The following is a 23,835-nucleotide window of genomic DNA, read 5'->3' on the forward strand; positions in this document are numbered from 1 at the left end:
GGGATTTCCTTATAAACAAGTTAGGGCAATACAGCGATGCGAATACTGCCCAGCTCTTCTTCGCCCCTGGCTGACAACGGCAGGCTGGATTTTTCCAGAGGCCAGGTCAGGGGAATTTCCACCAGCTCGCGACCGCCCACTTCTCGCGCCGCTTCAACCCGCAGGCGGTATTTGCCGGGCGCCAGTTTGGCGAGATCGCTCTCCGCGATGGCCACTTCCAGTGCATGTTCACCGGGGCCGTAGGTGGCGGAGGTGATGCCGTCCACTGGCACGTCCAGGCTGCGGCCGCCACGGCGCCACCACTGGCGCAGGTCCTTCAACCATTTTTCGCCTTCATTGTTGCGCATTTCCAGGTCGTACCACACCGCGATCTGGGTGGCGTTACGGGCTTCATCTTCCAGCCACACGGCCACATAAGGCTTGTGGTATTCCGCCACATTGAGACGCGGAATTTCGATGTTGACCTGCAGGGTTTCCGCCTGCGCGGTGCCCGCGATACAGCTGCCCGCGATCAGAACCGCAGCAGCCAGTTTTCCGAACAACTTCATTTCCATGTCTTTTCCCAAAAAAATCGTTTGCGTCAGTAAGGCGTTAGTGAATGAAAACCAGTGCGATGACCAGGGGAATCAGCACCCCCAACGCGGTGACAGGCCAAGTGGATACTCGCCGCGACGACTGTTTCCACAGCAGCCAGAACCCCGTCAGGCAGAAGACCACACAGGCCACCGCAAACACATCCAGGAACCAGCGCCATACACTGCCGGTATCGCGCCCCTTGTGCAGATCATTGAAGTAAGCGATCCAGCCGCGGTCGGTGCTCTCGAAAATGAGATCGCCCGTCTCCACATCCAGCGACAGCCAGGCATCGCCACCGGGGCGCGGCAGCGCCAGGTAGTATTCACTGCCGTCCCACTCCCCGCGGTGATTGCGCGGGATCTGGATACGGTGTTCTTCCGCCAGCCATGCCACCAGATGTACCGGCAGTTGCGGCGCTTCGGATTCGCTCCCATTCCATGCTTCCAGCAGCTCTGCCGGCACACGGAGTTCGTGATTGATGACCTTTGGGGTTGAAGGGATCTCCGCGGCATGGTTCAGAGTGATACCGGTAATGGCAAACAGCAGCATGCCCACCAGACACACCGCGGAACTGATCCAGTGCCATTGGCGCGCTGATCCGAGAGAAATTGCCACTACTGCCTGATCCCTGTTGTATTCGCAGATACCTGAAGGGCAGAGATGATAATGGATCTCATTACCTGCTTAAAGGGAAGAAATGGACGAAAAGCGTAAATATCTGTAAAGCGGCCGCAGAATTAGCCAGCCCTATACTGTTTGTTTAGAATCCGCGCCTTTTTTAGCCAGCAGCCATCAACTCAGATTCCCAGCGGTACCCATGAATCCACTGTCCACTTCGCCATCGCCCACCTCGCCATCGCCCATCTCGCCCTCAGCCCTCGCACTGCTCCCTCTCACCCTGTTCCTCGCTCTATTCGTCGGCGCCGGGCTCTGGTACCAGTGGCACGATGTGGACATGGCCTTTTACAAGGTCTCGGCGACAGTGGCGATTCTGCCCGCGATTGCGCTGGCAGTACTGCTGGCACGTGGGCCACTCAACCGAGCGATCGAGACGTTCGTCCGCGGCGCCGCCGACAACACCATCGTCACCATGGTGCTGATTTATCTCTTCGCCGGTGCCTTTGCCAGCGTCGCCAAATCCATCGGCGGAGTGGACGCGACGGTGAACTTCGGGCTCAGCGTGATCCCGCCGGCTCTGGTGCTACCGGGGCTCTTCCTCATCACGGCGTTTATCGCCACTGCCATGGGCACCTCCATGGGCACCATCGCGGCGATCGGTCCGATTGCGGTGGGACTCGCGGACGCAACCGATCTCTCTATCCTGCTCACCATTGGCACCGTGGTGGGCGGAGCCATGTTTGGCGACAACCTGTCGATCATTTCCGACACCACCATCGCCGCCACCCGCACCCAGGGCGTGACCATGCGCGACAAGTTCCGTATGAACCTGCTGATCGCCCTGCCCGCCGCGCTCATTACCCTGGCCTGGCTGTGGTTTTCCGGCACTACCGCCCAGATGCCGAGCCCGGGGAACTATGACTTCGCGCGCATTGCGCCGTATATCGTGGTGCTGGTGCTGGCGGTTTCCGGCGTGAATGTATTGCTGGTGTTGTTTCTGGGCATTCTACTGGCGGGCGGTATCGGCTTTGCGCTGGAGCCGGACTATACGGTGGCGCGGTTGTCACAGGATATTTACGCGGGCTACACCGGCATGCAGGAAATCCTGATCCTGTCGCTGATGATCGGCGGACTCGGCGCGATGATGCAGGCCGGCGGCGGTATCGCCTGGCTGGAGCAGATGATCGACCGGCTCAGCCGGCGCGCCAGCCGCGGACAGCCGGGGCGCAAAACCGGTGAACTGGGCATCAGCGCGGCGGTGGCGGCAACCAACGTATGCACCGCCAACAATACCGTCGCCATCCTGCTCACCGGACAACTGGCGAAAGACATGGCCGCGCGCTACGGCGTTGATCCGCGTCGCAGCGCCAGCATGCTGGATATCTATTCCTGCACGGTGCAGGGCATGCTGCCCTACGGCGCGCAGATTCTGCTCGCCTCCTCCCTCGCGAAAATCTCGCCGATCTCGCTGGCGGGGAGCATTCTTTACTGCTGGTTACTGGGTGGCTGCGCGCTGGTTTCCATTCTCGTGTATGGAAGCATTGCCCGCCGTAGCGAGTAATGAGTGCTTAGTCGTCAAGAAACATGTTTTCCGGACAACCAGTGGACGATGGTTTCAGCCAGGACCCGCGGCTGTTCCAGCGGAATCATATGGCCGCTATCGTCAATCACTTGCAGCTCGGCGCCGGGAATCGCAGCGACCAGTTCCTCCGCTTCTTCGCGGGACCGCAACGCGTCGTCCGCGCTCGCAATGACCAACGTCGGGCAGCGGATAGAGGACGCGGGAACGTCCTTTCGCTCCAGTTGTGACTGTGTCACCAGCGCGCTGTACCCCAGTCGCTGGCTCATTGCTTTGATGAACGCAATTTTTTCAGTATCCGCAGCAAGGCGCGGGTGCAGCGACTGCGCAATGGTGGTGTTGCTCAACCCTTTAAAACTTTTTGCCGAAATCGCCTGGAGCGCCTGCCGCTTTACCTTCTTCTGCTGCTCGGTGTCGTCGCGCAGTGAGCTGGCAACAATGATGAGCGCGTCCACACGCTCGGGAAAATCCGCGGCCAGTTGCCTGGCGACATAGCCCCCCAGAGAAAATCCCACCAACACGAATCGCAGGGGCAAACGATCAGCAATATTCGCAGCGATCTCGCGAATCGTCTGCCCGTCGCCCAGGGAGGCATCGGCGGTGGACCAGCCCTCCGGAAGGTAATTTTTGAACGTGTTCCAGAGCGTCTCATCCAGCATATAACCCGGAATCAGCGCGAGCGATGTTGAGGGGGGATTCACGAGACTCTCCATCTTAGAGATAGCTGGCGATGGGTCACCGGCCACCAGAAGCCTTGGTTCACAACCGACTGGCTGCCTGCAGCTCTTCATCCAATTTCGTGGTTTCCACCGAGCGCGGCTTGTGGAAACGCCCAAGGCCCAGGTAAACCACCGGCGTCAGGTAAAGCGTGAACAGCGCCGCGAGGCCGAGCCCACCGAACATCACCCAGCCGATGGCGGTACGCGCTTCGGCGCCCGGGCCGCTGCTCAGGATCAACGGCAGGCCGCCGAGGACGGTGGAGAGCATGGTCATGGCAATGGGGCGCAGACGCACGCGCGCGGCCTCGGTTACTGCGTCGTACACACTGTAACCCTTGTCCCGCAGCTGGTCCGCAAATTCCACCAACAGAATCCCGTTCTTCGCCATCAATCCGATCAGCATCACCAACCCGATCTGGGAAAAAATATTGATGGTGGTACCGGTGAGGAACAGCGCGTAAACCGCGGCGGCGAGTCCGAAAGGTACGGTTACCATCACGATCACCGCACTGCTGATACCCTCGAACTGCGCGCACAATACCAGGAACACCACCAGCGCGGCGATGGCGTAGGTCATGGCCACTTCCCGCGAGCTCTCTTCCAGTGAATCCGCTTCACCGAGGAAGGTGATGCCCACATCCCCCGGCAGAATTTCTTTGGCGAGATTCCGGATTTCCTCCATTGCGGTCGCCAGCGGATAGCCTGGCGGCAGACCCGCGCTGATCTCGATAGCGCGACGCTGACCGTGGCGATCCAGCTCCGCGGCCACACTCTCTTCCCGCAGAGTGACCATGCTCGACAGCGGCAGCAGATTACCGCGCTCGCTTTTCACGTAGAGATTGACCAGGTCTTCCGGCGAGGAAATCGTGCTGTCGGAAGTTTCCAGTATGATCGGCACCGCCTGGTCACCCACGTTCAGATCCACCACGTCCAGCCCGTCTACCACCGTGCGCAGGGTGGTGGCGATACTGGTGAGCGGCACACCCAGATCGGCGGCGCGGCGGCGGTCGATCTCGATGGAGAGCTGCGGCTGGGTCGGACGGTAACTGATATCCGGGCGGCTCAGATGTGGCAGTCGATCCTCCATGGCGCGCGCCATCTCGCGCGCGGCGTCGTAAATATGACGGTAGTCATTGCCCACCAGCGCCACTTCGATACCACCACCACTGCCGCGCAGATTCAGGCTGTTGGGGCTGCCAACATGAATACGCGCACCGGGGATCTGGTCCAGAGGCCCCTGGATTTCCCGGATCAGATCCTGCTGGGAAATACTGCGCTGATCCCACTCCGCCAGCGTGAGTACGATCTGCGCGCGGTTCGGGTCCCACTGGCCAACGCGGGACATGATGTCGGTGGCATCGCCACGCTCCACCAGTGGACGCACCACATCCTCCACATGTTCCGCCTGGCGGGCGATATAGTTCTGGCCCACGCCGTCGGGGCCATTGGCCATGATGTAGATAATGCCGCGGTCTTCCGCCGGCAGCAGTTCCTTGCCGATTGCCAGGTACAGGCCACCGGCACCGACAGCGAGCGACACGGCCACCGCAAAACTCAGCCAGCCGTGGCGCAAGCACGCCACCAGGCTGTTTGAATACATATTGGCCAGGCGCTCACCGATGTTTACCAGGCGCCGATACAGTGGGAAGCCCGGCGTACTTTCGGTGTTGCGGGTGATACGCGCGGTGAGCATGGGCACCAGCGTCAGCGCCACAATCGATGACAGCGCCACTGCGGTGGCGAGCACCAGGCCGAACTCGCGGAACATGCGCCCGGCAGTGCTGGGCAGCAGTGCAATGGGGATGAATACACTCACCAGCACGGCCGTGGTGGCGAGCACCGCAAAAATCACCTGGCGGGTACCGAGCACCGCCGCGGCCCGCGCGCCCAAGCCCATGCCGCGCAGGCGCTGGATGTTTTCCAGCACCACGATCGCGTCGTCCACCACCAGGCCGGTGGCGAGCACAATCGCCAACAGGGTCAGGATATTGATGGAAAAACCCATCATCCAGATACCCGCGAGTGTGCCTACCAGCGCGATGGGAATGGCGGTGCTGGGTACCAGCGTGGTGCGGATATTGCCGAAAAACAGCCAGATGGCGGCAACCACGATCAGCACCGTGTAAATCAGGCTGGTGACCACTTCTTTCACCGAGCCCTTGATAAAAATCGCGCGGTCTTCGGTGACGGTAATTTTCAGATTGTCGAAACGGGCATTGAGCGCGGCAATTTTTTTGTACACCGCGTCGCTGATCTCGATGGTGTTGCTCTGGGCCTGGCGCACCACCCCGAGCCCGATCACCGGGCGGTCATTGAGGAACACCAGCGACTGCACATCTTCCGGCGCAAAGGTCACATGGGCCACATCGCCGATGCGGATATCGCCGCGCACGATGGTATCGCGCACCTGTTCTTCGGTAATCGTGGACGCATCGGTGCGCACCAGCAGCTGCTGGTCCACGGAATTAAAGCTGCCGGAAGGCACATCCAGCGGCGCATCTTCGAGCACCGCGGCCACTTCGCTCACAGATAACCCGAAACTGGTCAGGCGCAGCGGGTCCAGTACCACCCGCAGCACCCGCTGGCGCTGGCCGGAAATCGGAACATCGGCCACGCCGTTGATGGAAATAAGCTCGGGGATGATGTCTTTTTCAATGATGTAGGTGAGCGCTTCGTCCTTCAGGGTGTCGCTGGTCACCGCCAGTTGCATGATGGGGTCCGGCTGGTCCGCGGCCTTCACCACCGTCAGCTGCTCCACATCCTCCGGCAGATTGCGCTCCGCCTGACTCACCGCCTCGCGCACATCCGCGGCGGCGGTATCCAGATCGACACTGGAATTGAATTCGATATGGATGCGGAAACTGTTTTCCTCGCTGGAAGACTCGATGTGCTTGATCCCGGAAACACGCGCCACCGCACCCTCGACGATACTGGCCACTTCCGCGTCCATGGTTTCCGGGGAGGCGCCGGGCAATGTGCCGCGCACGGACACGATCGGCACATCCACGTCTGGCAGCTCACGCACTTCCACCGCGCTGAACGCGGCGATACCGGCAATGGCAATGAGCAGGTTCAACACCAGGATCAGCACCGGCCGACGGATGGCGAGGGAGGCGATATCGCTGCGGAAAATATTCCCGGACTGGATTGGGGTTTGTTCGCTCATCGCTTTACAACCCCGCGATATTGGCAACGCTCAGGCCCTCGCGCATGCGCTGGGTGCCTTCGGTCACCACGTGAATGCCCTCTGGCAAATCCGAATCCACCAAAATCGCGCCCTGCACCCTCTGCACCACGGTCGCCGGTATGCGTCTGACCTTACCCTCTTCAACGCCCCAAACAAAAGCGCCGTCGTTACCCCACTGCAGCGCCACCTCCGGAATCAGCGGATAACGGCCGGCCTCCAGCGCCAGGGATACGCGAAAACTCATACCCGGGCGCAACAGATCCTCTCTGTTATCCACCAGTGCGCGGGCGGCAAAGGTGCGGGTTTCGGGATTTATTCTGCTGTCGATATCCACCAGCGTCCCGTGAAATGGGGGGCTGCCGTTGGCCCAGGTGGCTACGGCGATGCTCTGCCCGTGCTGCATCTGTCCCATGAACAGCTCGGGCACCTGAAACGTGACCAGCAGCTTGCTGCGATCATCGATGGTGGTAATGGCAGTAGCCGTTTCCACCCGCGCCCCCGGATCGAGGTTAGTGATACCGATATACCCGTCGAACGGCGCTTTGATAGAGCGATAGTCCAGCGCCACCCGGGCGCGGTCGAGGTTGAGGCGAGCACGTTCCACTGCACTGCGCGCATCGTCGAGCGCGCTCTCGGTCACAGTGCCGGAACTGCGGGTGCGCTGATAACGGCTTAAAAGTTTTTTCGCATCATCAAGCTCGATACTGGCGATCTCTACCGCCAGACGCTGATCGCGATCGTCCAGGCGTACGATGGTCTGCCCCGCCTTCACTTTCTCTCCCGCAGCGGCGGAAACCTCCACCACTTCACCACTGACTTCGGGATAGAGCGTAACGCTCTTCATTGCCCGCGAGGTGCCCACTGCCTCGATGTTTACCCGGCGCGGCGACCACTCCACTACCTCCATCACTACCGGCTGTGGCGGTACTTCGCGGTGAGCAGGGGCCGATTTGCTATCCGATGCACAACCGGCCATCGCGGCAATCAGTAATAACAGACAGGCGAGGCCCGTCGTGCGGCTTGGGAAGGCGGCAATAAATCTGGAGAAACTCACGGTCGCACCTGTCGGCTTTCGATATTCACAAAAGATAGGTTATGCAGGTTACCGATTCTCATTTGTGGTTTCCATGTTTGGTTAGGCCAATCGGCCGCAAATGGAGCACTGAAATGTAAAGAAATGTTGTGCCCGAGCCTGAGCGGGCCAGCGACCCACTCCGCCCTGTTCATATTTTGTCTCCGCCCTCATGGGGTGGGATGCCACTGGCAAACCTGTGACCTCTAATTCAGATTCCGGTTTTTATGGGCCGTAAGCTGCCTGTCAGTTTGAGGGGAGCCGCTCAAAGCGATGATAAACCGGTGAGCGGCGGCGTCAGATCGCGCCGCGACAGCATAGATAATTTCAATAACTAAATTTCAAAATTCAGGTCTTCAATCATGCATGCACCCTTCCTCCTGCGGGGGCACTTCCGTGCGGCCTCGCTTTTGGCAGTGGCCATCTCGGCATCCATCCACGGCAGCGCCCACGCGAGCAGCAACTCCGAGCTTTCCATGGTGAACATTCCCGGCAACATCCAGAGTGCCATCGGTTGCGATGGAGACTGGCAGCCGGATTGCGCCGCGTCGCAACTCACCTATGATGCCGATGACGATATCTGGCAGGGCACTTTTTCGCTCCCGGCAGGCACTTATGAATACAAAGTCGCCATCAACGGCGGCTGGGATGAGAATTATGGCGGCAACGGCGATGCCAGCGGCCCGAATATCGGCCTGACCCTTGCCTCCGATGGAGCGGTCAAGTTCCTGTACGACCACGAGAGCAAATGGATCACCGACAACACAAGGCATTCTATCGTTACGGCCACAGGCAACTTCCAGAGTGAACTGGGTTGCCCCGGCGACTGGCAGCCAGACTGCCTGCGCAGTTGGATGCAGGATGTGGATGGAGACGGAATTTACACGTTCATCACCAGCGAGATTCCAGCGGGTGATTACGAAATGAAAGCGGCCCTGCACGAGGGCTGGGACGAGAGCTACGGCAGCGGTGGCAACAATATCGCCTTCACCGTAGAAACGGGTAAGGAAGTCTACTTTGCCTTTAACAGCGCCACCAAAAGCGTGGTGGTTAGCACCGACGGCGTTCCCAAAGGTGATCTGACAACCGACAAGGCCCACTGGGTGGACGCCAGCACCATCGTATTGCCGGTGAGCCTGCCACAGGGCGGCAGCGCCAAATTGGTGGCCAGCGATTCCGCCACACTCGTGCTGGGTCCGGACGGCGTTACCGGCGATCTGGAAATCGCCCTTACCCACAATGCCAGCGGCATGTCCAACACCGCAGAAGCCAAATTCCCACACCTGGCCAATTACACCGCGTTTACCCTGCCGGAGAGCACAGACATCACTGCACTGGTGAAAGGCCAGCTCGCGGTGGCCATCTACAACGCCGATGGCAAGATCGTCGACGCCACCGGCGTGCAAACACCGGGCTTGCTCGATGCGGCCTTCGCCTACGACGGCACCCTCGGCGCCACCGTCGGCGAAGATGCCATTGAGTTCGCGCTGTGGGCGCCCACCGCAAAATCCGTCAAGGTGCACCTGTTCAGTACCGCGGATCAGTACGAACCAACCACTTCAATCGAAATGACTTCAACCAACGGCGTGTGGAGCGCATCCACCAGCGTCGACTGGAATCGCAAGTTTTACCTGTACGAAGTGGAGGTCTATTCCTACGCGAGCCGCAAAATAGAAACAAACTGGGTCTCAGACCCCTACTCCCTGAGCCTCTCTACCAATTCGGCCAAATCACAGATCGTCGACCTGAACGACGCCGACCTCAAACCGGAAGGCTGGGATGCCCTGGTGAAACCGGCATTGGCGGCACCGGAAGACATCAGCGTGTACGAGCTGCACGTGCGCGATTTCAGTATCCGCGACGACTCCGTCAGTGAAACGGCGCGTGGTACCTTCGCGGCCTTCGCCGAAGATGGCCGCGGCAGCCTGCACCTGGCAGAACTCGCCAATGCGGGTCTCACCCATGTGCATTTACTGCCGGCGTTCGACTTTGCCACCGTGAATGAAGACCGTGCGGCCCAGCAAACGACTCCGGACCTCGGTGTCTACGCTCCCGACAGCAATGAGCAACAGGCTGCCGTGAATGCCATCCGCGATGAAGACGGCTTCAACTGGGGTTACGACCCGCTGCATTTCACCGTGCCGGAAGGCAGCTACGCCACCGATCCGAACGGGGTGCAGCGCATCCTCGAATTCCGCGAGATGGTGCAGTCGCTCAGCAACATGGGCCTGCGCGTGGTGATGGATGTGGTCTACAACCACACCAGTTCCTATGGCCAGTACGAGCGCTCCATTCTCGACAAGATCGTTCCCGGCTATTACCACCGCCGCAACGACGAAGGTTTTGTGGAAATGAGCAGCTGCTGCGCCAACACCGCCAGCGAGCACACCATGATGGAAAAGTTGATGCGCGATTCCATCAAAACCTGGGCTACCGCCTACAAAGTGGACGGCTTCCGTTTCGACCTGATGGGACACCACAGCAAGGAAAATATCCTGAACGTGGCGACGGATATGCAGGCGCTCACCACAGAGAGTGACGGCGTCGATGGCTCGGCCATCTATCTGTATGGCGAAGGCTGGAACTTCGGCGAAGTGGCGGACGATGCCCGGTTTGTGCAGGCGCGCCAGGGGAATATGAGCGGCACTGGCGTAGGCACCTTCAACGATCGCCTGCGCGACAGTGCCCGCGGCGGCAACCCGTTTGGCGGCTATGACGAACAGGGATTCAGTACCGGTCTGTTCACCGACAGCAACGGTAAATTCGGCGGTATCGACGAGCGCGCCACCCTGCTAACACTGGCAGATAAGGTACGCCTATCCCTCGCAGGCAACCTCTCCGACTACATCTTGACCGACTCCACTGGAACCGAGCTCACCGGCGCGGAACTGGTCTACAACGGTCAGGTCACCGGCTATACCGCAGATCCACAGGAGTCCATCAACTACCTGGCTGCACACGACAACGAGACGCTGTTCGACGGTATCCAGATCAAGGCCAACAGTACAACGTCTCTCGCTGACCGGGTGCGCCTGCAAAACTTCAGCAATTCGCTGGTACTGCTCGCCCAGGGTGTGCCGTTCATTCACGCCGGCCAGGAGTTCCTGCGCTCGAAGTCCATGGACCGCGACAGCTACAACTCCGGCGACTGGTTCAACGCGCTGGACTTTTCCCTGGCCACCGACAACTGGGGCATCGGCCTGCCGATTGCAGACAAGAATGAAGACAATTGGTCACTGATGGCGCCGCTCTTGGCGAATCCGGCCATCGCACCACAACAGAGTGATCGCGAGTTTGCGTTGGCCGTCTTCAAGGAGTGGCTGCAGATCCGTGCGAGCAGCGGGCTGTTCCGTTTGCCGAGTGCAGAGGCAGTACAGTCTGTAGTGTCGTTCGAAAATACCGGACCGGAACAGATTCCGGGCCTGATCGCTATGCACCTGAACGACCCGACCGGAGACTATGACGAGGAAACCTCGCAGATACTCGCGCTGTTCAACGGCTCTGCCGATACCGTCGAGTTCACGCTCGCCTCAGCCGCAGACCAGCCCTTCGCCCTGCACCCGGTACAGCAGGCATCCGCCGATACAGCACTGGCAGCGGCCAGCGTCGACAATGGCGTATTTACCGTGCCTGCGCGCACCACGGCGGTGTTTGTTGTCAACCGTGAGGATGACTCCAGTGATGTAGACGAAGAACCCGAAGAGGAAATTGAGGAGGACAATCGCAATGGCCGCAAGCGCGGCGGTTCCGTGGGCTTCGGAGTCCTGACTCTGCTGGCTCTGGCCCTGATGCGCAGACGACTTCGCTGACAAGGTGCCCTGAAGTAATGCGGGTGGCATTGCCACCCGTAGTCCTTCTTCTACAGTAGAAAATAACCGAGCACGACAAAACCCACAGCACTTGCGACACCCGCTCTCAGCGCATAAGGCAACTGGGTGCGCACATGATCCATATGCTCGGTTCCCGCCGCCAGCGATGAAACAATGGTGGTATCGGAAATCGGTGACGCATGGTCACCGAACACGCCACCGGACAGGACCGCCGCCACAAACAATGCGGGCTCCGCCCCCAGCGCCGAGGCCACAGGAATGGCGATTGGCAGCATGATGGAAAAGGTCCCCCAGCTGGAACCGACGGAAAAGGCAATTACACCGGATACCAGAAAAATTACCGTCGGCAGCCACGCCAGCGGAATACTGTCACCCACCAGACCCGCCACATACTGCCCTGTGCCAAGTGCTTTCGACACTGCACCCAGTGCGAGTGCCAGCACCAGAATGATTGCCAGCGGCAACATGCGCCCGGCACCCTCCATCCAGGTATGACTAAGCTCGTCCAGCGTCATACTGCGTTGAATCAGCACAAGCACGGAAATTGCAGCCAGTGCCGCCAGTGATGCCCACAGAACAGATGTTGAACCGGAACCCTGAAACAGTTTTCCATCTCCGGTGATCCAGAGCCCCAAAGGCATGGCGGCAATCAGGATGAGCACCGGGATCAGCATATTCATCGCGCGCGGCTTGATATCCGCCGCCTGGCCTATGGACCCGGCAATGTCCAAAGTGTCTTCTTTTTTACTGGATACGCGTGCCTGTACCTCGCCCATCGAACCCGGGTTGTAATCCCGGCTAATGGTGTATGCGGTTAACGCCACCGCAAAAATCGCGTAGAGATTCAGGGGAATACTGGCGAGCAATACCGACAGTGGGTTGTCGACACCAAGGCCATCCAGCAGACCAAGATTGAAAGCCCCCCAGGCGTTCAGCGGGATCAGCATGCACACTGGGGCGGATGTGGAGTCAATGATGTAGGCGAGTTTTTCCCGCGCGATCCGGAAACGATCAAACAACGGGCGCGACACGGTGCCAGCCACGAGTACAGTGATGTTGGACTCGATGAATATCACCAACCCCACCAGCCACGCCATCCACTGCGCGCGCTTGCCATTGGTCACCCAGCGGCTGCGCTCAAGAAAATGCACAAAGCCGCTGACCGCACCACTGCGCTCGAGGGTGATGATGAACGCCCCAATCACCAGGGTGAACATGACCACCCGCGCATCGCCGGGGTTTGCCAGCACCGCCAGCACACCGTCCAGCGCTTCCGCCAGCGAGGGCAGAATGCCGGAGCCATTGAGCAGGAAAAATCCAAGCCAGATCCCGGCAAACAACGCCAGATAAACCTGGCGGGTTAGCAACGCAAGACCTATCGCGAGAAAAGGCGGTAACAACGTGAGCCAGGTAGGGGCCATATTTTATTTATTCTTTTCGGTCGTAAATTGAATGAATCAGGCAACAACTTTGTCGCGCAGCACCAGCGTACCCGCATCGCCGTCCAGCTCTGCCATGGCCCCCACCGGGACCACTGTTTGATCCTCCACATGCCCGATCATCAACCCACGCACTACCGGTACGCCGAGGTTCAGGCAGCGTTCGCGCAACACATGTTCCATGCTGAAGCTGTTGCCCTCCACTTTCGCTTCAGTAAATTTTCCGAATACGATCCCCGCCACCTGCTGCAGCTTTCCTGTCAGCCACAGCTGAGTGAGCATGCGATCGACGCGGTAAGGCGCTTCGCCGACATCTTCGAGAAACAGGATTTTGTTGCGGAAGTCCGGCTCAAAGGGTGTGCCCAGCAGTGTGGTCAACAGAGTGAGGTTCCCGCCGATCAGGCGACCGCGGGCACGGCCGCCAACAAAACGGGTAATGCGGTTTTTGTCTTCCACTCGCCCCGGCGCGCTTTCGAAAGGCGGTGGCGCCCCCAACGGCACGGGGTGCTCGCCGTGCATCAGCACTTTGGAAAATTCGCCCAGAGTGTAATCGGTAAAATTCTGCGCAGCGATGGGACCGTGAAAAGTGATGACACCACTGCGGTGATAAATGGCATTCAATAGCGCGGTAATGTCGCTATAGCCCAGTAACACTTTTGGATTGCGGCGGATATTTTCATAGTCGAGCAGTGGCAGAATGCGCGGGGTGCCGTAGCCCCCACGCAGGCAGAACACCGCATCCACATCCGGGTCGGCAAACATGGCATTGAAATCTGCTGCGCGCGCCTCGTCTGGTCCAGCCAGGTACTGGGTGCGCTGGTAGAGGTTTTGCCCTTCTTTGACCTTGAAACCAAGGGACGCCACCACATCGCACGCAAAGCGGATGTCTTCATCTTCCCAGACATTGCTCGCCGGGGTCACCAGACCAACCGTCATACCGCGCTGCAGGCGCCTGGGACGCAGCAGTTCGCGACCGGGTTCATCGCCGCTGCTTACTGACGGTGGATTCGCGGTTGCCGTTGCCGCCCCCAGTAGAGGGGCGGCCAGCATGGACTTGATCAGCTTGCGCCGTTGCATGGGTTCTCCTCAGGGATCCTGCGCCGTTTCCACATCGCGCCCGGCAGCGACGCGCGAAAATCGCAGGTCGTGAAAATCGTAACTGAAGTCGGTTCCGCGGGATTTCGCCCGCATGGTAAGAATCAGCGCGCCGTTATCGTCGCGGTCGGCCATCAGCCAGGCATCGGCGTTGAGACTGCGGTCGTCCCAGGTCAGCGCCCATACGCCCTCGCCTGCAGAATCGAGCGTACCGGTAAGGCGTGGGGACTTCAGCGCGCGCCAGCGCAGGCGTCCGCCATCGGCAAAAATTTCCATCTCGCCAAACCACGGATCGCGGTAGCGCCCGCGCAGCTCCTGTGCATCGACCGCGACGAGGCCCGCCGGCGGCGGCAGCACTTCCGGCTCTACGGCTTCCGCGGGAGTGCCGTAAAGATTCTGGAAATAGGCCAGCCAATCCTGTTCCGGCGCGCCGAGAAAAGGTTTTAGCAGGCCGTAAATCAGTGCCTGGCGCGCGGCACCGGCGCTGCGGTTCATCAATACCACCAGCGCCAGGTCTTCTTCCGGAACCAGTGCCACCCAGGCGTACATGCCAGAGAGGGAACCGGTGTGATGGATCACCCGCTTGCCGTGCATATCCTGCACACGCCAGCCCAGCGCATAGGCATAGAAATGACCGCCGTCGCGTGTGGCGCGCTCGGGGGAAAATGGCATCAGGGTTTCTGGCCGCCACAAGCGATCACGAGTCTCCTCGCTGAGCAGACGCTCACCGCCAGGTATCTCGCCACCCGCCATCAGAGTGCGCAGCCAGGTGAGCATGTCACCGGCGCTGCAGTGCATGCCGCCCGCTGCCGCGAGCACAATCGGGTCGTCACCCGCGAGGTTGGGTGTATCCACCACCAGGCCCTCTGCCTCAAGCCTGTGGGGATCTGCGAGATTTTCTCTCGCGGTTGCCGGTACCGGGCCCGCGTAACAGTTCTGCAGCCCCATTTTTTGCAGCAGCCGCTGTTGTACGAAGTCTTCGAAGCTCACACCACTGACCGCAGCTATCAGCTCACCGGCGACGATATACAGCAGATTGTCGTAGGCGTAATCCGCGCGAAAACTCCCGGTAACCGGCAGATGCGCCAGCCCGGCCAGAATATCGCTGCGGGAATACTGATTGGGCTGCGGCCACAGCATCAGGTCACCCGCCCCGGGGCCGAGACCGGAGCGATGGGTCAGCAGATCGACAATCCGAAACTCCTGAGTTACCCAGGAATCACCGAGCCGAAATTGGGGCAGATAATCGACAACACGGCCATCCCAGTCGATCTTTCCCTCCTCCACCAGCAGTCCCAGCGCTGCGCTGGTGAATGCTTTGGTGGTGGAAGCCAGCTTGAACAGCGTCTTATCATCCACCGGCCGGGGATGCTCCACATTGGTGACCCCAAACCCCTGTAACAGCAGCGGTTTGCCCCGGTACCAGATGCCCACCGCGGCGCCGGGCACCTGTTCTTCTTCAAGCACACGCTCGACATATTGTGCAGCGCTGTCGGCATCCATGGGCGGACGTTCACAGGCAGCGAGCAACACTACCGCGATCGGGAAAAATGACATCGCCAATGTTCGCGCGGTCATATGCTGCCTCTGTTTATTGTGATTATTTCGCCCTTTTTCGCCCAGGGCTCGTTTTACGGTTGACGCCGCGCAGTCGCGCGAATAATTTATCAATCGTGGTTTTTAATGTATATCATAAATTATTCATTCAATGTAGGCCTGAGGCATCTGCTGTACCTGCCCCAGACCGACGAATCACACGGAGCCCACAGTGCCCCCCAAAAATACCAATCCGTGGCGGTCACGCCTGATGATTTCCATGATGACTGCGACAATATCCCTACCCGGTTGGCCCAGTGAACTGGAAGCAGTACAGCAACAGATCGATAGCGGCCATTACACTCAGGCTCAGCGGCAGATTCACGCCCTGTTAAACCGGGAAAACGCCGGGCAAACAACCGCTGATTTGAGTGCGCTGGCATTTGAGGCCGAGCGCATGCGCCGGATTGAAATGGATTTCCCGCTGACACCAGAGGAACTGCTGCCTGCCATCCAGCGCTACGTTCCCGACGCCACGCAGGAAGACGTAGACCGCTGGAACGCCCAGGGGTTACTGGAATCCATGCTCATTGACGGGCAGCCGCGCTATTTCGTGAGATCGGCCTACAACCTCATGCATCTTTCCGACGAGGCCGTGGCCCGCGCCCGCGACAGCAAACGCTTTACTGATAAAGCGCCGCTCTATCGCCTTCACCCGCACCACCGCGAGATTCTCGAATCCGATGCACCGGTTCGCCAGCGCATACAGGTGACGTATACCCTCACCGTCGACAGCGACGCGGTGCCAGCGGGTGAAACCGTGCGCGTCTGGCTGCCATTCCCTCAGGAAATCCAACGGCGGCAGGTAAATATCGAGCTGCTGGCGACGTCGCCCGCCGCCCATCAGCTGGCACCGGCCACCCAGCCGCAGCGAACCATTTACCTGGAGCGAAAGGCGCAGCGAGGAACACCCACGGAATTTAAGGTTCGCTATGCATACGACAGCCTATCGAGCCATACCGAGATTGTTCCGGATACGGTAAAACCCATCGCCCCGTCGGATGCACTGGCGCCCTACCTCAGCGAACGCGCTCCCCACATACTGTTCACACCGTCGCTGCGCGCACTCTCCGCACAGATTGTTGGCGATGAAACCAATCCCTACCGCATTGCACAAAAACTGTTTGCCTATGTGGACCAGATTCCCTGGGCTGGCGCACGGGAATACTCCACCATCCGCAATATCAGCGAATACGCAGCCAGTGCAGGCCATGCGGACTGCGGCCAGCAGACCCTGCTATTGATGACGCTGATGCGTATAAACGGCATCCCCGCACGCTGGCAATCCGGTTGGGAATTTTCCCCCGAGAGATTCGACACCATGCACGACTGGGGTGAGTTTTACCTCGCGCCCTACGGGTGGATGCCAATGGATGTGACCCACGGCCTGCTCGATAGCGAAAATGAGGCCGAGCGCTGGTTCTACCTGGGCGGAATGGACAGCTACCGGCTGATTTTCAATACCGATTACAGCCGCGAGTTCACCCCGGCAAAACAACACTTCCGCTCGGAAACGGTGGATTCACAGCGCGGCGAAGTAGAGTGGCGCGGTGGCAATCTGTACTTTGACCAGTGGAATTATTCGATGGAATGGCAGCTGCTCGACAGCCCGGAAGCAAACTGACATCACAGCGCTGTGCGGGCTTCACGCTCAAGCCCGCACAAGCCATTTCACTCCTGACGTAACAGGCCGCTCACCAACCCTTCAACTACATGTAGCTGTGCCGAGCGGAACAACAGACGCTGCAGCGACTCTTCGTCTTCCGAGGGCACCACAAACAGGCGAACATCCGCGTGAATACTCGCCGCGTTGTAGTTGTAGCGCGTCAGGCTGAGCACCTTCACCCCCTGCTCGTGGGCGCGGTTGGTCACCTCCACCAGGGATTCCTCTCCGCCGAAATCGCAAAGAATAAGTAACAGATCCTCCTCACCGAGAGAACCGGAAATGCGCTGCTGCAGCTGCCCGCCTTCATCAAACACCGCCCAGCAACCCAGTTCGAGCAGCTGATGGGTCAGATAGCGCGCAACAGAGGCGGAGCCAGGGCAAGCGGAGATCTGGATGCACTTTGCTGCGCGGATCGCCTCCACCGCGGCCATGAACTGCTCCGACTCATTGATACTTGCTGTGTTGTGCAACACCTCAAGTTTTTTCTGCCCCAACAGGCTGAGCGGGCTGTCGCCGTGAGAAAAATGCCCGTTTTTATCCGCCTCTTCGCCCTGGGCCACGGTGCCGGCGTAAGACTCGTACACCGCGAGCTTCAGGCTGGGATAGCCGCGGTATCCCAGTTTCTGGGAAAACTTCACCACGCTGGATTGACTGACCCCTACCGCATCCGCCAACTGGGAAGACGAGTAATCCCGGAGCAACGGCGTGTTGTCCAGAATGAAATCCGCCAGTTTGCGTTCATTAACCGACAACTGGTCGCGCATCGCGCGCATTTTCAAGAGACAGGTCATGGGGTCCTTCACTCACTGCAGGGGAGCGGCATCATGCCAGTGGCTGCAGGCCGTCAATTCTTTCGATACCCAGGCCGGGCGTTTCGTTGAGAATGATATCCGCATCCCTGTAGGTTGCGCCACCAACCACGGGGTCGTACTGGCACAGGGACGGCACGTCCAGGTCGAGCTTGGACACGATGGGAGCCTTGGCCGCGGCCACATGTGCCGCAGCCGATACGCCGATACTGGTTTCGAGCATACAACCCACCATACACTCGATATCGTACAGACCCGCCAGGTCCGCGATCTTCAGAGCGTTGGAGATACCACCGGTTTTCATCAGCTTGATGTTGATGATTTCCGCCGCATGCCGCTGGATTACATCCAGTACTTCGTGCGGCCCGAAAATACTTTCATCCGCCATGATTGGCGTTTTGACCCGCTCTGAGATATACCGCATACCTTCCAGGTTGCCGGCTTTTACCGGTTGCTCCACCAATTCCAGCAGTACCCCGGCCTCCTCCAGGCCGCGAATGGCCATTACCGCCTGCTTGGGACTCCAGCCCTGATTGGCGTCCAGGCGCAACAGCGCACGGCCCTTTACCGCGGCATAGACGGCCTTGATACGCTCAATATCGAGGCCGATATCTTTACCGACTTTCACCTTCAAAATCTCGAAGCCGCGCGCCACCGCGCGCTCTGCGTCCGCCACCATTTTCTCGATGTAATCCACACTGATGGTGATGTCGGTGGTGAGACTGTTTTCGCCGCCCCCGAGCAGGCGGTAGAGCGGTGTGTTGTAGCTCTGTGCAAACAGATCGTAAAGCGCAATTTCCACTGCGGCTTTCGCACTGGTGTTATTGATCATGGCACCCTCAATCTGCCGGCACAGGCGGTTGAGATCTGCCACATCACGCCCGAGAAGCATCGGTGTGTAAATGGTTTTGATCGCCGCAATCACCGAACCGTGGGTGTCACCGGTAATGACCGCCGTTGCCGGCGCATTGCCGTAACCGATGTGACCGGTGTCGGTTTCCAGCATCACGATTACATCTTCTACACACTCTACGGTCCGCAGCGCCGTCTTGAACGGGGTTACCAGCGGTACGCGCAACATTCCGAGTTTTACGTCAACAATTTTCATGGCATTCGCGATCAGATAATGGTTTTAATGGCATAAATACCATCGACAAAGCTCTTCTCACGATTGAGAAGCAGTGGCGTCAACGGCGTAACGGAGACGCCGGAAAGCGTTCCCGTATAGAGTGATTGGTCCTCGGCAAAATACCGCAACCCGGTAACATCGTGAATCACGTAGGGCTCGCCCTCTACACGGCCGATGTACATCATCACATGCCCGGGAATATAGATCAGGTCGCCGACGGAAAGATTTGCCAGCGCGGTCAAGCGCTCTTCGCGGTCGCCGGGTGCAAAGGTCTTGGTGGGTGCGAATCCGCTCGCACCCTGCTGCCCGGAATTTCGCGGCATCAGAATACCTACCGACTTGTACACCTCACCGACGAAACCGGTGCAGTCGCGCGCATTGTAATCGTGTCCCCACCCGTAACGTTCACCCAGAAACTTGAACGCCTGGCGCAGGATATTGGAAGGCCGGTAGGCCAGCGGACCCACGCGGACATCGCGCCCACGACCGATCAGCGCCGGCTCAAATTCCAGTGCTCCGGTATCCGAGCGGACTGGCAGCGAGACAATGTAACTCGCATAGGGGTTCTGACCGTGTACATTATGTCCAACCTCCCTTGCGGTGAGCAGAGGCAGGGAGACCCCCATATCCAGCAAGACCTGGGAAGTGCGCGCATCTTTCGGGTTATAGTTGGTGGTAACACTTGCGCCAGTGACCATCAGGCGCTGCTCGCGGGCGGCCCACCGCTCCAGCTGCTCGCGCGCCGCCAGCGCCACCGCCTGCTTTGGCAGCCAGGCCGCGTAGTGATAATTGACCGCAAACCACCAAAGCCCGTCCGCGCTTTCATGCAGCAGCGCCAGCCTCTGGCCTGGGAACACGCCGGTTTCCTGGAAACGATCCAGATCCCGATCGTCCTGTGATTTCAGCACGCGGGTATCCGTGGGAAAGCTGCGCATGCTTGCGCGCTCGACCACCATACCCCAGCGCACATCTACCTCGGCGGGGACGCGCTCTCGCTGCACCGCCGCCTCGAGCGCCGCGTAATCCTCGGTACTGACAATGCGGCCATCCACATGGTAACGAGGGGAAGACGCGGGCCGACTAACGCCATCAATCCATTTCAGCACCTGTGCGCGCGGCAGCGTCTGCGGAAACTCATCCAGATCGTTGAGGTGCTCGTCCAGTTCAAAACTCGCGTTATTGAAACGCCGGATTGCCGCCGCATCCATGCGCACATCATCGCGGTCGAGGCGCTCGATCCAGTAGGATGCGTCCAGCATGGCTTCACGCACCATGGGCACATCGGTGGTAAAGTCTGACGCCACGCGTTGTGCCGGCGAACGACTATCCGCACCGTCGCAGGCGCAAAGCATCGTGCCGAGCACCGCCGCCAACCAATAACCTGTAATACGCACGTTGTTACCTCTGCTGTTTTACCTCAGGTACGGGAAAGGTCGGTTCATTGTCGATGAAATACAAAAAAATGGGCACCCGAAAGTGCCCGGCAAGTGGAAGAAATCCGCGATTAAAAATCTACCGAGGCAGACAGGCGGACACTTCGTGGGGTCTGAAATGCAGTGGGTGAAAGGAAGTCGTCACTGTTGGTGGCCATGGTGTAGCGCAGGATTTCATCCACATCGGTAACACTCTGGCTGTTCAACACGTTGAATATATCCGCGCGCAGGCTCACGTCCCTGCCTGCCACCTGGGTGCGGTAGGCCGCACCCAGGTCAAGGGTATTGATCCAGTCGAGATCGCCATACTGCCCTTTGTTCAGGCGAGCAAAGGTGCGCTCGGCATTGGTGTAATCACCCGAACAGTTTTCAACACATACATAGTTGAAGTCGTAACTTTCACTGTCGGTGAAGGGGTTGCCCTGGGCGCGGGCGTTGATCGGACGACCGGAAATCATGCTGAAAGATGCCGACAGGCTCAGGCTGTCGGTCAGCGCATATATACCGCGCATTTTCAGTGAATGGGTGCGATCATTTGGCAGGCGGCCGTAGTTACCCAGCAGGTAGGCAACGTTATCGCCCGCTTCGGTCCACCCGGGAATATCATTGCCGGTATCCGAATTCACGCCACCTTCATAGTTGCCGTAGGAACGGGACCAGGTATATGAGGTATTGAAAGACCAGCGATCGGCGAACTGGCGATCCAGAATCAGCTCAATGGCATTGTAGCTGCGCTCTGGCACCGGGCCGCCCAGGGGCTGGCCGTCGAGGCCCGGCATCTGGTTTTTCGCCAGATCGATGCTGATCTGACGCGTCTGGCCATCGTCGCATTCACGGGTCAGGGTAAGTTCGCGCCCGGGGTTGGCGAACACCCAACCGGAAATATTGCCGCAACCGGCCACGTCTACATTGATCTTCATATCCTCGATGGCGTTTTCGAAGCGCCGCGCGATCCCGCGCACACCCAGCTTCCAGCTCTCTGCCACCAGTTTTTCGTAACCGAGAATCAGCTCGTCCTGATAGCTGGCCTCGAGGTCGTTGTCGACTACCGCCTCAGCGCCCGAGAGGCCGGCCGTGGAATTGCCCACTTGGTAAACATCGCCAATCTGGGCACCGAGAATCGGTGTCACATTGGTGTAACCGGACGCAGTTGTCTCTGAGGTGAACCCTTCCAGCTCATGGTATGTGCGCAAGTCCAGACTACCGCCACCCTCACGCGCCACCAGACCGTTGGCCAGAGGGAAATAGTAACGGCCGAGATTTGCAAACAGCTTGGAGGAACCGTCGCCGTTGATATCCCAGGCCACGCCAAAGCGCGGGGAGATCATGTCGTCAACTTTCAGGAAAGAGTTGCCACCGGCATCCTTGGTGTCGAATTCGTCAAAACGTACGCCCAGGGTAGCGGTGATGTTGCTGGTCACCGACCAGACATCTTCCAGGTAAAACGCCGAGGTTTCGGCCTCGAATTCGCCAGTGGAGTTTTTGGTCCAGGCGATCACATAGGCATCGCCGGCAACGGTACCGCCGTTCACCGCATCGCCCGGCGTGGCATCGTAGATCTGGTAGTACTGTTGGTCCGGACCGGTGGTAAGGCGATTCATTACAGTAGTGCGGACTTCGTCGTCCATACCGAAGCGCAGCAGGTGATCACCGAGTGCGTATTCCATGTCGAGGCGGAATGCCTCGCGACCATTGTCACGCGCGTCGAATTGCCGCGACGTGGTGCAACCGAGCTGCTCATCCACGCGGTTGTCATAAACATAGGCACACTCGAAGCCTGAGGTGTCGGACGCGTCGTAGTTGCCCTCACTCTCGCCGTACATGGCCTTAATCAGGAAGTTATCGGTGACCTGACCGGTGTAGGTCGCGAGATAATTCTTGCCACCGCGCTCAACAAAGGCCGTCTGCAGATACTCGCCATCGTCGTAGTTATCGGTTACGGACTCACGCTCGTCGGAAAACGCGATCAGCTCCAGCGCGTGGTCGTCGGTGATCAGCCAGTCCACCTTGCCACCCCAGAAGGCACTGTCATCTTTGGTCTCCCAGGTGGTGCCACCATTCAGGGTATGCCCTTCGCTGCGGTTGTTGCGCGGCTCGTACACCACGTAATAGAACAACTTGTCCTGGATCAGCGGGCCGCTGGCATAGAAGCTGGTGCTGAAGTCATCGCTGTCGGCGAGCTTGTTACTGGATACCCGCTCTCCATTCGCGTTGTAGCCGTCGGTACCACCACCGCGCAGGGCCGCGGGCTCGTAGTAGGTACTGAAGCCGTATTTGAATTCATTGGTACCGGATTTCACCACGGCGTTGGTCACGCCACCGGTGGTGCGACCGAATTCCACGGAATAACCGCCGGTTTTGATCTGGGCCTCTTCGAGGAAGGAGAAGGGTACCGAGCCCGCGCTCACACCGGTCTCCACGTCGCTGACGTTGAGACCGTTGATGAATACCGCATTTTCGCCCACGGAAGACCCGCCAAACGACACACCGCCAAACGCAGTGCCGGAAACCGTGCCCGGTGCCATCAGTGCGACCGACTCCAGGCTGCGGCCAACAGGCAGCATCTCCAGATCCGCCGCGGAAAACGTCACGCCGGACTCAGATGTGGCGGTGTCAATCTGCAGGCGGCCGCGCTGTCCGATCACTGCCACTTCTTCAATCTCACCCTGATCCTCTGCCACTTCCGTGGTGGTGCCGATGGTTACGCGTACGTTCGGCGCGAGGACCTGCGGCTCACCGTCAACCACGATGAACACTTCGTAGTTGCCTACCGGCAAGCGCGAAAAGCGATAGCGGCCTTTACTATCCGCCTTCGCCGTTCGCGTCAGTCCGTTGTCCTTGTTGCGGATGGTGACTTCCACACCGGACACCGCGGCTTCAGTGGTCTCAAGCGTACCAACGATGGCGCCATCGCTGTTTGCCGCAAGCGCCACCGGAGTGCCCAGAGAGGCGACACCGACGGCAGTACCAATGGCCATCGCCAACAAGTGACGTTGAAGCTTGTTCTTTGCAGAAGCGTTTCGATCGAACATGAGAGAGTCTCCCAGGCTGTTATTGTGCTTGTTTCCCGGACGGAGAACGGCTCCA

General features: G+C 59.2%; 15 protein-coding genes. 3 read left to right on the plus strand and 12 right to left on the minus strand.

Annotation, left to right across the window (positions count from 1 at the left end; genetic code table 11):
* Positions 1 to 20: 20 nt before the first annotated feature.
* Positions 21 to 554: a DUF2271 domain-containing protein gene (locus tag FDY93_RS05940; protein WP_171018904.1), complete on the minus strand. Its 534-nt coding sequence runs from the start codon at positions 552 to 554 to the stop codon at positions 21 to 23.
* A gap of 37 nt (positions 555 to 591) precedes the next feature.
* Positions 592 to 1,191: a PepSY-associated TM helix domain-containing protein gene (locus FDY93_RS05945; protein ID WP_138234837.1), complete on the minus strand. Its 600-nt coding sequence runs from the start codon at positions 1,189 to 1,191 to the stop codon at positions 592 to 594.
* A 202-nt stretch (positions 1,192 to 1,393) separates the two neighbouring features.
* Between FDY93_RS05945 and FDY93_RS05950 the strand changes: the two genes are divergently transcribed.
* The gene (locus FDY93_RS05950; protein WP_138234838.1) at positions 1,394 to 2,755 is read left to right on the plus strand and encodes a Na+/H+ antiporter NhaC family protein; all 1,362 of its coding nucleotides are present in this window, start codon (positions 1,394 to 1,396) and stop codon (positions 2,753 to 2,755) included.
* 14 nt (positions 2,756 to 2,769) lie between these two features.
* Here FDY93_RS05950 and FDY93_RS05955 read toward each other — a convergent pair whose 3' ends face one another.
* From FDY93_RS05955 to FDY93_RS05965, 3 genes are read right to left on the minus strand one after another with little or no spacing between them, the layout of a single operon-like run.
* Positions 2,770 to 3,474 (minus strand): alpha/beta fold hydrolase, encoded by a 705-nt coding sequence (locus tag FDY93_RS05955; protein WP_220446113.1) that lies wholly within the window; start codon positions 3,472 to 3,474, stop codon positions 2,770 to 2,772.
* Positions 3,475 to 3,532: 58 nt separating this feature from the next.
* Positions 3,533 to 6,658: an efflux RND transporter permease subunit gene (locus FDY93_RS05960; RefSeq protein WP_138234840.1), complete on the minus strand. Its 3,126-nt coding sequence runs from the start codon at positions 6,656 to 6,658 to the stop codon at positions 3,533 to 3,535.
* 4 nt (positions 6,659 to 6,662) lie between these two features.
* On the minus strand, positions 6,663 to 7,733 hold the full coding sequence (locus FDY93_RS05965; RefSeq protein WP_138234841.1) for an efflux RND transporter periplasmic adaptor subunit: 1,071 nt from the start codon (positions 7,731 to 7,733) through the stop codon (positions 6,663 to 6,665).
* A gap of 380 nt (positions 7,734 to 8,113) precedes the next feature.
* On the opposite strand from FDY93_RS05965, the gene pulA reads away from it, so the two are divergent.
* Positions 8,114 to 11,560 carry a pullulanase-type alpha-1,6-glucosidase gene (pulA, locus tag FDY93_RS05970; protein WP_246068478.1) on the plus strand — a complete coding sequence of 1,149 codons (3,447 nt, stop codon included), beginning with the start codon at positions 8,114 to 8,116 and terminating at the stop codon, positions 11,558 to 11,560.
* Positions 11,561 to 11,610: 50 nt separating this feature from the next.
* Here the strand turns inward: pulA and FDY93_RS05975 are convergent, their stop codons facing one another.
* Genes FDY93_RS05975 through FDY93_RS05985 form a run of 3 tightly spaced genes read right to left on the minus strand, consistent with a single transcriptional unit; the run spans position 11,611 to position 15,693 of the window.
* Positions 11,611 to 13,002, minus strand: coding sequence for a Na+/H+ antiporter NhaC family protein (locus tag FDY93_RS05975; protein ID WP_138234842.1), 1,392 nt, complete (start codon positions 13,000 to 13,002; stop codon positions 11,611 to 11,613).
* Positions 13,003 to 13,038: 36 nt separating this feature from the next.
* Positions 13,039 to 14,097, minus strand: a complete 1,059-nt coding sequence (locus FDY93_RS05980) for a S66 peptidase family protein (protein WP_138234843.1) — start codon at positions 14,095 to 14,097, stop codon at positions 13,039 to 13,041.
* A 9-nt stretch (positions 14,098 to 14,106) separates the two neighbouring features.
* The gene (locus tag FDY93_RS05985) at positions 14,107 to 15,693 is read right to left on the minus strand and encodes a serine hydrolase (RefSeq protein WP_138234844.1); all 1,587 of its coding nucleotides are present in this window, start codon (positions 15,691 to 15,693) and stop codon (positions 14,107 to 14,109) included.
* 190 nt (positions 15,694 to 15,883) lie between these two features.
* Between FDY93_RS05985 and FDY93_RS05990 the strand changes: the two genes are divergently transcribed.
* Positions 15,884 to 17,335 carry a transglutaminase-like domain-containing protein gene (locus tag FDY93_RS05990; protein ID WP_240914272.1) on the plus strand — a complete coding sequence of 484 codons (1,452 nt, stop codon included), beginning with the start codon at positions 15,884 to 15,886 and terminating at the stop codon, positions 17,333 to 17,335.
* Positions 17,336 to 17,382: 47 nt separating this feature from the next.
* Here FDY93_RS05990 and FDY93_RS05995 read toward each other — a convergent pair whose 3' ends face one another.
* The 4 genes from FDY93_RS05995 to FDY93_RS06010 all read right to left on the minus strand — a co-directional run bounded on the left by FDY93_RS05995 (position 17,383) and on the right by FDY93_RS06010 (position 23,780).
* Positions 17,383 to 18,168 (minus strand): MurR/RpiR family transcriptional regulator, encoded by a 786-nt coding sequence (locus FDY93_RS05995; RefSeq protein ID WP_138234845.1) that lies wholly within the window; start codon positions 18,166 to 18,168, stop codon positions 17,383 to 17,385.
* A gap of 31 nt (positions 18,169 to 18,199) precedes the next feature.
* On the minus strand, positions 18,200 to 19,294 hold the full coding sequence (locus FDY93_RS06000; RefSeq protein WP_138234846.1) for a dipeptide epimerase: 1,095 nt from the start codon (positions 19,292 to 19,294) through the stop codon (positions 18,200 to 18,202).
* An 11-nt stretch (positions 19,295 to 19,305) separates the two neighbouring features.
* On the minus strand, positions 19,306 to 20,709 hold the full coding sequence (locus FDY93_RS06005; protein WP_246068479.1) for an NlpC/P60 family protein: 1,404 nt from the start codon (positions 20,707 to 20,709) through the stop codon (positions 19,306 to 19,308).
* A 110-nt stretch (positions 20,710 to 20,819) separates the two neighbouring features.
* Positions 20,820 to 23,780 carry a TonB-dependent receptor gene (locus FDY93_RS06010; RefSeq protein WP_138234847.1) on the minus strand — a complete coding sequence of 987 codons (2,961 nt, stop codon included), beginning with the start codon at positions 23,778 to 23,780 and terminating at the stop codon, positions 20,820 to 20,822.
* Positions 23,781 to 23,835: the final 55 nt, after the last annotated feature.

Origin of the sequence: Microbulbifer harenosus, assembly GCF_005771435.1 — a bacterium.
Lineage (GTDB): Bacteria > Pseudomonadota > Gammaproteobacteria > Pseudomonadales > Cellvibrionaceae > Microbulbifer > Microbulbifer harenosus.